This is a genomic window from Caryophanon latum (genome assembly GCF_001700325.1).
In the GTDB taxonomy this organism is placed as follows: domain Bacteria; phylum Bacillota; class Bacilli; order Bacillales_A; family Planococcaceae; genus Caryophanon; species Caryophanon latum.
Genome location: NZ_MATO01000079.1, coordinates 14,823 through 27,023, shown reverse-complemented (window position 1 = coordinate 27,023; position 12,201 = coordinate 14,823). Strand labels below are relative to the sequence as shown.

The window sequence follows — 12,201 nt, the reverse complement described above, 5'->3', positions numbered from 1 at the left end:
TTCCGCTAGTTTTGTGGAGGAAATCGGTGAAAACCATTGTTCAAATGCAGGTCTGTTGATTAGCCATTTTTATAAAGCTGAATCTGTTGTTTTCAGTAGCAAAACTGACATGAATGCAGCATTGTAGTGGCAGGGAGCATGCGGCGAGACTCCTTGGGGAAAAGCTCGTGCCTCAAGACGTAGGAGCGGTGCGGAGGCTTGAGGAAGGTGGTGAGCGCCACGTCCATGTGGCACCACCTTCATGACAAACATCGTGTTCGCCGCCGAGCCCCAGGAATTTATCTGCCTCGAGTAATCGCAGAGGCAAAGCGAGCCTCAATACGCGAACTGCCAGTTGAATGGCTAATCAACACGCTTGGTTCAAATGATGTTTTTCGTGTAAACTTATCCATGCTTATGGTCCTTTATGTTGGATTTGGATGGTTACCTACCGCCTAACCAGTATAAAGGATTTTTTTGTGCTTGTAATAAATGACAGAAAATTCAGTTTGGTTTAACGCATTGAATTATTTTGATGCGACACTAGTGTATAAACATAAATGTATAAATAGTTTTATCGATTCAAATTATTAGCGGTCGTATTGTCAGGGTCTGAACGGAAATGACCTTTTACATACGTACCATCTTCTCGGTGATAGCCGTCTACCCAATGAACCGATGTAAATGTCGGTGGTTTATAGTAATGTGAATGTTTTAACGGATCGTTGCCGAAACAGTTCGCATCATAGCCTGTTGTATATGATGGTGAAATCGGTGCGACGCTTGATTGATCGTAGTCGGTTGTCATCGATTCTGTAGATGACGGTATATGCATATCAATTGTTGAATAGTCCATCGTGAATGCCTCCTTAAATTGTGAGTAGCTTGTAGCTATTGAGTGCGGTATAAATATTTTGCTGATGCTCTTTTTCATCTTGTGCCGAGCAAGCGATGCGCTGCTGCTGTGCGTAAATCGCTTGTTGTTGTGTGTTAATCGCCTCGTTGTAACGTTTAAGCGCACTGTCATACACTTTATTGGCGTTGTCCTCAATGAACGTATGGACGTTTTGTTCAAAGTCGTGTTGTACAGTTAGTAAATTTACTTGCAAGTCGCTAATTACTTGTGGACGCAGTTTGTTAAGTTGGTCTTGTAGCATTTTCTTTTGCAAATACGGCAAGCCGACCATTGCCATAATTGGTAATAGCAGCGTGCCACCGAGCGCTAAAAATAACGTGCTCGCTCCGCCAATCATTAAGCCGGACGTGAGCAGTGGATCGGACGTTTTTTGAACGCGAATGTTAACCGATTCGCTTTCTGCAAGTTCTTCAGACGGGATTGCTTGAATGTAGACACGCTGCTGTAGCGTTGTCGTTAGCACGTCCGTTAACGATTGCTCAAGCTTGCTAATTAATACGTGTAAATGCGGTGCGTATTGCTCCATCCAATGCTTCATTTTACTGCGCAGCATGGCAGGAATTTCTTTTTCGAAAAAGTGAACGAACTGCGAGCCTTCGTATAGCTCAATGCGTTCGATTAGCTCGGACTCCATCTTTTTGAAAAACGTTGCGACGGATTTAGATGCCATTTGTTTAAAGTCGTGCACTTGCTCGTCGCGATATGCTTCAAGGTCGCGTAAAAAAATGTGCTGTTGCTCCTGCCATGCATCGACTTTTTCCTTTTGCATCGTGAGCTGTAGCTCGGTTTGTTCACTTAATAAAAGTAGCTGCTGTAAAGCGTCTGCTAGCTCAAACTGAATATGTGCGGCACGTTGCTTATAGCGTCGCGCCGTTTCTTCAATGCGTGAGCTCGATTCACATAGCGCCGTTATTTTTTTATGCACATCATAATAGCCTGAAATGTGCAGTAACTCGTCGTCTTGTTCAGCAATCGCATCAATTGCTTCTACCGCAGAAAACGGAATGATATCAATCGTTAATTCAGGAAGTGCTGCTTGTAATTCACGTTTAATTCGTTCCACAATGAGCGGCAATTCTGCTTCGTCTACTGCATCTGCAAAGTTTGCGACAAATACGATGCGGTCTAGTCCTTGTGAAAGCAGCGTATCTGTTAAAAACGTAAATTCTGACTGACGAAGTGGGGTGCGACAATCGAGTAAAAAGAAGACGATGTGTGCACGTGGAATGTATTGATACGTAATGTCCGAGCGCAATTCGTTTACATCATTAAGTCCCGGTGTGTCAATGAGCAGCACGTTATTTTTCAAAAATGAAAGCGGCTGAAACACATTGATGTAATTAATATGTGATGCATCATCTAAACGCTTTGCGATAAATTGATCTAATATAGCAGACGAGTTAGCTTGTTCGATTGTGCCATCTAAATAATGAATATCGATGTGTGGCTCGCCGTATTGCAGTACGTTGATCGTTGCCGTTGTTGGAATGACACCGACTGGCAAAAGCGGCTCACCAATTAGCGCGTTAATAAACGATGATTTACCTGTACTAAACTCTCCGACAACAATGAATGTGTACGCATCTGATTCGATATCTTGTAATAAATGTTCAATATGTTGTAGTGGTTGCTGTAGCTGAAATTGTTCAGCTGTGCTGCGATATTGTTCAATTTCAGTTAACAGTGCTGTATGCATGCGCTTTGACTCCTTGATTGTTTGAATAATTTTGTAGCGTCGCTGTTAATGCTTCTCCGTGCTGTCGCAGCTGTATTTGACGTTCTTCTAACATCGAAATTTTATTTTGTTGCGCCGCTAATGATAAATGTTGGTTATTTAATAATGTCTTTGTTTTCGCTGTTTGTTTTTCGATGAGCTGCTGCGTGTAGTTTTCATACTGTTCTTGCATAGTTGACGCGAGCTTAGCTAATTGCTTTTCTACTTCTTTTCCTTGCGCTGTGTACGCTTTATCGTAACGTTTGCGCACTTGCTTTCGTAGCTCGTCATACACATCTTCATTAGAAGACGTATACGCTGTCACCGCTACACCGACTGCTGCACCACCGAGTAATCCCCAGCCAATTGTCCCGCCAGAAAGAGCGAGTAAAAAGCCACCAATTAGCCCGCCGATAATTGCTCCTTCTCGTACGTTTGACGAAGTTTGTTCTTTTCGTTGAGCAACTGGAATATGTGACCAGTCTGCCTTTTGTGCTGCATTTACAAATAACTTGTCCATCATTGTGGTCATTTCATTTTGTAGCGCTGTTGTTTCACGCCCGACCGTATTGTGTAGCAGCTCCTCAATTCGATCGGTTAACGACTGCTTTAGCTTTGTTTCCATTTTTGCTGTTGCTAAATCAATTTCCGTTTTAATGGCATTCACATCTTTGCCGCGTTGAATATGTGTGTTTGCTGTATCATTTGCTTTTTGAATAATGTTTTGTGCTTCTTTTTTATACCAAACAGCAATTTGTTGTGATTGATTTTCAATTGATTGTTTTAGCTTCGATGATTTAGATTTCATATCTTTTTTCATCGTCGCTAATTGATTTTGAATGCTTGCTGTATGGCGATCGATGTCGTCAATTTTATGCACGAGAGATTGCAGTTCAAATGAGACACGATCTAGCTCTTCACCGAGTAAACGTTTCGTACGCTCAATCGGTTTACGCAGCTTCTCTTTGCCAGTATCATATGTTAAAAATTGCTTTAATGCATCTTCAAATTCGACAATGCCCGTTTCGTGAAGAGGCAACTGTTGCTGTGCTTTTCGCTGTTGACGACGACTCATCGTTTCCGTTTGTGCTTGCGGTACGTAATGGCGCAGTGCATGTAAAGCGGAAATAAAATGCACTTTATTCGTTTCAATCGATGTCGGCACATGTTTATAAAATACATCTTCCACTTCTTTCAATTGATCGGCAGGTACTAAATCTTTAAAGTTAATGACAAAAAAGATTTTTTTAATATCCGCATCCATTATGCGCTGCAAAAATGCTTCCTCACTAGCAGAAAAAATTTTGTTTGCGTTTAACACGAAAATAGCGGCATCACTTCGAGGAATGTATTCATCTGTAATTTTCACGCGTTCTTCGTCCATATCGTTCGTACCAGGGCTATCAATGAGCACGACATTGTTGCGGCAAAGATCGGTCGGGTAGCCAACTTCTAAATGCGTTGGTGCAGCTTTTGTCATACTTAGCTTTTGGCGAATTTTTGAAGCGATACCGTCCATTTGTTGCTTATCTTCAGAAACGAACGTATCAAATTGCTCCTTCGTTAACGGCTCTTGTTTGCCATTGCTATAATGCACCGAAAATGCTGGCTGCTTAGCATAATAAATTTTGTTGAGTAGTGCAGTTGTCGGTACATTTGAATGAGGAAGCACTTCATTTTTTAGTAGTGCATTAATAAATGTTGATTTACCGTTACTAAATTCACCGACAACCATTACTTCAAACTGTTCACGCTGTAACGTATCAATGACCGTTTGAAGCTCTTTTTGTGTAGTTTGTGTACTAAAGTTTGCTACGTATGATGAGATTGAGGCAATTTGCTTCAATAACTTATTTTTCGTTTGCTCAAAATGTTGTAAATGTTCCATCGTTATTCGCTCCTAATAAAAAGTGTATGTGACAAATGCTTCATCGCCAGAAATCCATTCATTTTCGCCAATTTGAAGCCAGCCTGAAGAATTGTTCACATCATAAAACTCTACATATTCGTATTGATCTAACGTACCAATAATATCACCTGTTTGGTTTGGAGCGTTTCGTACGTTAATGAACTCCTTCGTAATAACCGTTACTTCGCCAATTGCTTCTAACGGTGCCGTTTCTTCTATTTCAATTGTTTCTGCTTCGACTGTTTCGGTTACTTCACTGCTCGTTTGTGCAGGAGGTTTTTGTTGTACAACGTTGTTTTGTTGCGGTGCGCTGCTTTGCGGTGTCGGTGTACTCGTCGTTTGCGGCACCGTCGTTTGTTTTGGCGTTGGAGAAGCGACCGCATATTTCGTATACGTCACATATTTTTTATCTCCAGAAATCCACGCATTGCTGCCAACTTTCAACCAACCTGTCGCATTGTCTACTGCATAGACGTTCACACGCTCGCCATTTAGCAAGCGCCCAAGCACTTGTCCATTTACATTCGTCGATGCACGCACATTTAAAAAGTCATCTGTTTTTATAATTGCTTCACCAATTGGATTGGGCAAGCTATTTTTGCCTGTGTATGGCCATGAAATCGATAAATGCTTATCGCTTTCCACCCATGCACCATTGCCGATATCGACCCAATCACCGCTTGCTGTATCATAAATAGATACAGTTGATTTGTTTTCTAAATAGCCAATCATTGCACTACTGCGTGAAGGTTGGCTGAAAATTGCGACATTATGGCTCGTAACTGTTGCCGGTTGAAGCGGCGTCGCATTCGTTTGTAAACGTGCATTTAATTCTTGCTGGTTAAATGACACGTCGCTTTTGTTGTATACAATCCATTGGTCTTCACCGAGCTTCATGCGTAGGCGTTCACTTACTGCTAATATGTCATACGCTTCGCCTGCTCTTAAATAGCCAATCGGTGTCCCGTCTGCATCTGGGTGACTAAATACAGGAACACGATCGTGTGAAGGTGTAACATAGCCGAGAGAAGATGAATGATTTGTTACGGGATAAATAATCGATGAATTCGTAGTTGTTTGTGAGGAAGATGTAGCAGAGTAATTATCGTCGTTATAGACATAGCTTTTGTCTTCGTCATTATACGAGTATTCTGTAGTATCATAATAAGAATCATTTTTGTCGTAATCATATTGAGAGTCATCGTTAATCATTTGAGATAAAGCTGAATTTTCATTTTGTAGTGAATTTACAGTAGCTCCGATACAAAGTAATGTCGTTGCTGCTAATGATAGAAAAGTTGGAACACGGTATGATTTCAAATATTTTCCTTCAATTGGTTGTATAATTTGAACACTATGATCTTCAATAATATTTTGCTGAATTGTTAAGCGTTGTTTTACGCGTTTAAATACTACAGATGATGAAGTAATAGGTAACAATTGGTCTAACAACATATTTACTTGAATGAGTGGTAGCAATACTTTAACAAATGTGTCTGTTGTTTCTGAAATCTGTTTTTTTAACGTTTGCTCTGCCTTCTTGAGCGCTGTGAATTTATCGTTTACTTCAACTAGTTCATTTTTCGTCATAAGGACACGTGTGCCTAAAAGAACATTCGTTTTTTTATAAAAGTGCTCATTATAGCTTAACGTTCTCTCATTAAAATATTGAATATTTCGTTTCAGTTCAGGGGAAAATCTTAAAAGCTCTTTCCAATGAGCATCAGGAATGTCTTGTCCAATCGCTTTTTGCCAATAACTTTGTGACCATTTATTAATATTCGTCTTTTTAGTAAATAATTTTGAAACGAATTTTTGTTGTTTTTCGAATTCCTCATCATGTTTTTTTTGCGTATTTCTTGTTGGATAATTTATTGAATTGTTTAACTTGTGTTCATATGATGTTAATAAATTAGATAGTTCCTCAGAAATAGATTCACGTAATGCTTCAAATGCAGGAGTTAGACTTATATAACGCTTTGAAGGATCTACTTGAATGCTTGCTAAATTGTTCTTTAAAACATTTATGTTACTCAGTTGCAGCAGTTCGTCATCTTGATCTGCGATTGCGTCAATTGCTTCCAAAGCTGATACGCCAATGACGTCTCGCACTGCACCTTCAAGCTTTTGCTTCGTTAATGAATATAAATCCGTTAAATCGTCCGAATCAGACAAATCAATCATGTTGATGACACCGAGTGGATGCAACTGGAGCTTCAATAACTTTTTCAGTTCCGTCATTTCGCTGCTCGTGCCGATTTTACCGAAGTTAAAAATCCAAATGCCATCGTCTGCTGCTTTATAAACGTTCATTGCTTGCTCTGTATGGTCGTCATTTAACGAGTTAAGCCCAGGTGTATCAATGAGCGTCATATTTTTTAAAATCGGGGCATTCACATACACATTTACGTATTGAAGTCCGCTTCGTACGGTCGATGTTTCACGTTCAGATGAGAAGACAGCAAGTTGTGTTAGCGCGTGACGTGTTATATCACCGTTGCTATATACAGCTTCAAAATATTCATCTTGTTCACTGTAGCGTAAAAATGTTGTAATCGCAGTTGTTGCGACGGCTCCTGTAGGTAAAATTGGGCGTTCAAGTAATGCATTAATTAATGAAGATTTCCCAGCACTAAATTCACCCATAACGAGTATACGAACGTTATCGTTATGGAAATCAAGCAGCTGTTGAATGCGATGTTCAAAGTGCTGCAGTTGCGGTGTACTCGCAACAAGTTGGTGAAGCTGTTGTAAAATATCGATATTCATATAAATGTTCACGCTACTTCCGTTAGTTTTAATGACCTATAAATTGAAAATATACAAGACAATGATAACATAAAAATTGTAATTAATGGTTTGCAAAATAGAATGAACCAACTTTTTGAATATTTTAGGAAAAGACAGTGTAAATAGCATAAAATTTAATAGTCTAGTTGTAGCATAACAATATTGGTTTATGAGTAAATGGAATATGAATTTATTACTGAAATCAAAGGTTAATGTACTAAATGATACTTGAAATAAAAAGTGGGTTTCTTTTTTTGTAACGAGGCTTGAGGCTTCGCAAATACGATGCAGTAACGATAAGAACCCGACCGTGGAAAAGCTAGTCGATGTAGAAATTACTTCAGGGTGCAGTGAAAGGTTTTAGGTCATTCGATGCAATCATGAATCGATAAAATAATTTCCCCTAAAACATGAACAGAGTGGCAAAAATGAAGTATACTATTATCGTCGTGCATCACAACGCATTTTTTCATGAAGGAAGCGGCAGTAACAGTAGGAATATGTCTTTTTTTGACAGGTGCGGAAAAAAGTTATCCTTTTCCTTCGTTCGAAACGGTCTATTTTCGTAAATTCAGGTAAAATGACATCGTAACGTGTACAATATATAGAGCAGCGATAAATGTGATGAATTCCGTGAAGTTGCGAAAAACGAGGAAGACAATTGACAAAACATCGGTCGCCTTATTTTGCATCGCAGCAATGGCATTTATGCGCACAACAAAGAGAAAACAATGTAGGGGGATTTAGCAATATGGCTAAAGCAACAAAATCAGTAATCGCAGCGGTACTTGCGACAACAGCAGTCGTACCAGCAATCGCAGTATCAGCAAACGAAGCAACAACAACGTCTGTACAAGTAACGACGGAGCAAGTTGCGAACACAATTGACTTTACATTACAGGAGCCAACAGGTCGCCTTGGAACATACGTAACAGGTCCGGCAACGTTAGTAGAGCGTAACGGTGCACAATATATGCAGCTAAACTTATCAGACGCAGTGCTTGAAATGGTCGAGCAAGTGTTAGTTGGCAAAATTTCAGTGCTTGAAATGAATAACGGCAAAAAAACAGTGCTGATTCGCTTAACGGAAGATTACGCACCAATTAATGTTGATTTCACATTAAACTCACCGTTCGTATCAGGTAACTTTGAAGCGGTCATTACACCAGTTGCACCGACTGTAGACGCACCAGAGCCACCGACTGAAGAAACACCAGAACAGCCAGAGGAAAAACCGACGCAGCCGACACCAGAAAAACCAGCTGAAGAGCAAAAGCCAGTATTTGAAGAAGGCGATTTCGGTGAAGTGGAAAACGGCGTGTATGACATTACATACGATGCGATTAACCCGAACGACAACACAGTAGGCTACACAGCGATTACAAGTCACTTTAAGCCAGCTGCGAAGTTAATCGTTGAAGACGGTGCATACCGCGTACAAATCGAGACAGCGGAACGTTCAAATGCGATGATCGCGGACGTAACAATTGCAGGGAAGTCGGCAACGGTTATTTCAGGCACAGCAACAGCAGGAACGCGCGTATTCGAAGCGAGCATTCCGTCACTTGAAGCGTTACACGATGCTTCTGTACACGTTGTCGTAGCGGCAATGGGCATGGATAAAGTGTACCCATTTGGCTTTGCGGTAACAGCGGTGAATGAGCAATTAGTAGAAGCGCCAACACCAGAGCAACCAGTAACGCCAGAAGAGCCAATCGAAGAAACACCAGCACCACCGACGACGGAAACGCCAGCACCGACAACACCGCCAAGCGATGCGACGACAATGCCGTTATACGTATATACAGACGGTGAGCAAAAGCTATCGATCATGCAAGGTACGTACGTAAATGAGCAAGTGGAAGTAACATCGACAGCAACAGGCTATAACGTAGACATTACGTTCCCAAAAGGTCAGCACATTAATAGCTTTGACGTATTAGGTGCAACTGTTGCGAAAAAATCAGAAACAGTTGAAGGCGAAAACACGGTAAAAGTGTATACGGTGCAAGTGGACGACTTAACGCGCGTGTACACAGCAACGGTTGATCTATCTGTGCGTCATAATGAAAATGGTGTAGAATTTGCATACGATGAAATTTACGACGTTCAAATGCAGTTTGGTGGGAAAGTAAACCCATTCACAGACATTCAGCGCTCAGCGAACTACGGAGCGATCGTGCAGCTGTACTCAGCAGGCATTTTCAAAGAATCTAACAAGTTCAATCCGAATGACAACGTGAAGCGCTCACAATTTGCGTTAATGTTACAACGTGGTTTACAGCTTGACGTGCCAGCGACGACGAAGTTCACAGATATTGCGAAGTTTGATGCGGAAGCACAAAATGCGATTAAAGCGTTAAATGGCTACGGTGTCATTAACGGTACGACGGGAACGACATTCGCACCAGGTATGGAAATTACACGTAAGCAAGCAGCATTAATGATTTACCGTTTACTTGTGAAAAAAGGCTTTGAACCAACTGGTGTAACAGCAGATTTCACAGACGTAAAAGGTAATGGCGAAGATGCAGTAGCGATTGCGGAGTTAAACAAACTAGGCGTGATGACAGGTTTTGAAGGGAAATTCAACCCACAAAACAAGCTAACACGTAACCAAATGGCAAAAGTGTTACACAATACGTTACAAGTCATTGAAACGTTAAAATAACAAACTTACAAAAGTGCAGTACTTCTCTCATAGCGGGGGAGCTACTGCCTTTTTTGTAGTAAACGATTGACATAATATGTGCAAAACGTTAGCACGAGCTTAATTTGAAGGAGGAATGGCAAACGAAGGCGCGCATTACATTGTGTGTGATCGTTTGTGAAATCAATAGCTATGATGAAAAAATTAATAAGCTTTATCATTGTTAGCGCATTGCTCGTCATGACGACACTATATGCGGCAACGACAGGCTCGATTCAAATGAGCTACGTCGAATTCATCGAAAAGCTGCTACACGCTGATGCGCAAATGGCAGCGATTATCGATTTACGATTCCCACGTATTATGACGGCAATGCTTGCTGGAGCGGCGTTATCGGTTGCTGGTGTATTGCTGCAAGCCATTATGAAAAACCCATTAGCAGACGCTGGCTTTATCGGCATTTCAGCGGGGGCATCATTTACGCAACTCGTGATCGTATCTTTTTTCCCACTATACTTTTTTATGACGCCAGTTGCCGCCTTTATCGGTGGAGCGTTCGCTTGCTTTCTCGTCTTTTTGTTGTCGTGGAAGTCAGGACTGAATCCGCTGAAGCTGATTTTAGTCGGTATTGCGATCAATGCGGTGTTTACGGGGTTAATTGAAGTGTTGCTGTCGTTTGGAGCATCACGAAGCGGCGTGACGACATCGAACTTTACGCTGCAAACGTGGGACGATGTGACGCTGCTGGCAACGTATAGCGGCATCGGGCTTGTGCTCGCATTGTTTGTGGCGAAATGGTGCAATATTCTCGTGTTATCTGATAAAACCGCGCGCAGCCTCGGCTTTAACATAACAGCTGCTCGCATTATCATTGCAGCAATTGCTGTATTGCTTGCGGCATCGTCGGTCGTAGTTGTCGGTGTCATCGCCTTTGTCGGTATTTTAGTGCCACATATTGCGCGTCGTCTCGTTGGTTATAATCACCGCGTATTAATGCCATTTACGGCGTTGCTCGGTGCGCTCATTATTTTAGTTGCTGACACGCTCGGACGCACGTTATTTATGCCGATCGAAGTGCCAGCGTCAACGATTATGGCAATTATCGGTGGACCATTTTTAATTTTTTTATTGAGAAAAGGATGAAATTTTAGGCGTGTAATCGGACTGTTCGGGAAAACAATCTCATAGCTTGAATGGAACGAATGGCGAGGAGAATATTTTAGTCATCAAGTGTACGTTTTTATTATCCGACTTAATTTTTCGTAATAAAAATGATTTCACGTTCATTACCGAAAGCATTGAAATTTAGAATGTGAACGAGGCTCGAAACAATAGGTGGACTCCAGCGGGAAAAGTGTGAGTGTGACACGAAAGGCTCACGCCACGCCAGCGGAAAAGTTTGCCTCGATGTGAAAAGCTATCAATGTAGAATTGACGGATGATGCACATACACATATAAAAAAATGTAATGACGTAATCAAAATTTCTTAAAAAATGAGATCTACTATGCTCATATGAAGGGATATAGTATATTCATTCGTATGTTGCGTAGAAAAAAATGTTATAAAGAAGTACCATTTAATGTATAATTGCAAATAGAGTAGGTTAAACTCTATCGGCAGCCAAGTTACACAATTGGCTGTTTTATACATATTACAGCATTGCTCTTTTGACTGAGCAATGCTTTTTTTATTGCGAGGCATTGCGTCACATATGTCGTTTAACCGATAATTGGCTAGCTGTGCGTGCGATAATATTTTTTTAGAAAAAGCGAAAGCAATATGTAGTTCTTCAAATGATTGAGTAAATAATGCCTACTCATTTCGTGATATATTTTATGTTATACGTTAAAAATTTTGTTTTGTGATATTTTTTTGATTGTTTGTACTATATATGCAAATAGATTATATCGTGATTATGTAGTCATTTTAGTTGTAATACTTGAAAAACGCGTATATATTGAAGATATGTGCTAACAAACTACTACAAACTTCGCTATCAATCCACCTAATTTTATCCTCATTTTGTATATAAAATACATAAAAAGGTGATTTCTAGAAATATGTATTTTTTTAAAGTGAAGGAAAAATGCAAAAAAATGAAGAGAAAAATGTAAAACTAGCTGTATTTTTGCTATTTATGTATATAAACCGTCAGTTATGAAGGAAACCGAACAATATTCTTTTTTTTGTGGTATAAAATTAGGTATAAAGTTTGTAGGGAAAATAATTTTTTCTTTAGTA

The 12,201-nt window shown here is 40.4% G+C and carries 6 protein-coding genes; 2 read left to right on the top strand and 4 right to left on the bottom strand.

Annotation, left to right across the window (positions count from 1 at the left end; genetic code table 11):
• Positions 1-553 precede the first annotated feature (553 nt).
• Genes A6K76_RS15615 through A6K76_RS15600 form a run of 4 tightly spaced genes read right to left on the bottom strand, consistent with a single transcriptional unit; the run spans position 554 to position 7,299 of the window.
• Positions 554-835, bottom strand: a complete 282-nt coding sequence (locus A6K76_RS15615; RefSeq protein ID WP_066466537.1) for a hypothetical protein — start codon at positions 833-835, stop codon at positions 554-556.
• A gap of 13 nt (positions 836-848) precedes the next feature.
• Positions 849-2,591: a dynamin family protein gene (locus tag A6K76_RS15610; protein ID WP_066466536.1), complete on the bottom strand. Its 1,743-nt coding sequence runs from the start codon at positions 2,589-2,591 to the stop codon at positions 849-851.
• Positions 2,569-4,497 (bottom strand): dynamin family protein, encoded by a 1,929-nt coding sequence (locus tag A6K76_RS15605; protein WP_066466535.1) that lies wholly within the window; start codon positions 4,495-4,497, stop codon positions 2,569-2,571. The genes A6K76_RS15610 and A6K76_RS15605 overlap by 23 nt, the downstream gene beginning before the upstream one ends.
• A gap of 12 nt (positions 4,498-4,509) precedes the next feature.
• On the bottom strand, positions 4,510-7,299 hold the full coding sequence (locus A6K76_RS15600) for an SH3 domain-containing protein (RefSeq protein ID WP_066466534.1): 2,790 nt from the start codon (positions 7,297-7,299) through the stop codon (positions 4,510-4,512).
• Between the two features lie 760 nt (positions 7,300-8,059).
• On the opposite strand from A6K76_RS15600, the gene A6K76_RS15595 reads away from it, so the two are divergent.
• Positions 8,060-9,979 carry an S-layer homology domain-containing protein gene (locus tag A6K76_RS15595; RefSeq protein ID WP_066466533.1) on the top strand — a complete coding sequence of 640 codons (1,920 nt, stop codon included), beginning with the start codon at positions 8,060-8,062 and terminating at the stop codon, positions 9,977-9,979.
• Positions 9,980-10,150: 171 nt separating this feature from the next.
• Positions 10,151-11,101, top strand: coding sequence for a FecCD family ABC transporter permease (locus tag A6K76_RS15590; protein ID WP_066466532.1), 951 nt, complete (start codon positions 10,151-10,153; stop codon positions 11,099-11,101).
• Positions 11,102-12,201 lie beyond the last annotated feature (1,100 nt).

Excerpts from the sequence above, each read along its gene's own strand:
- A6K76_RS15615 (WP_066466537.1), bottom strand. The coding sequence starts at position 835 with ATGGACTATTCAACAATTGATATGCATATACCGTCATCTACAGAATCG.
- A6K76_RS15610 (WP_066466536.1), bottom strand. The coding sequence starts at position 2,591 with ATGCATACAGCACTGTTAACTGAAATTGAACAATATCGCAGCACAGCT.
- A6K76_RS15605 (WP_066466535.1), bottom strand. The coding sequence starts at position 4,497 with ATGGAACATTTACAACATTTTGAGCAAACGAAAAATAAGTTATTGAAG.
- A6K76_RS15595 (WP_066466533.1), top strand. The coding sequence starts at position 8,060 with ATGGCTAAAGCAACAAAATCAGTAATCGCAGCGGTACTTGCGACAACA.
- A6K76_RS15590 (WP_066466532.1), top strand. The coding sequence starts at position 10,151 with ATGATGAAAAAATTAATAAGCTTTATCATTGTTAGCGCATTGCTCGTC.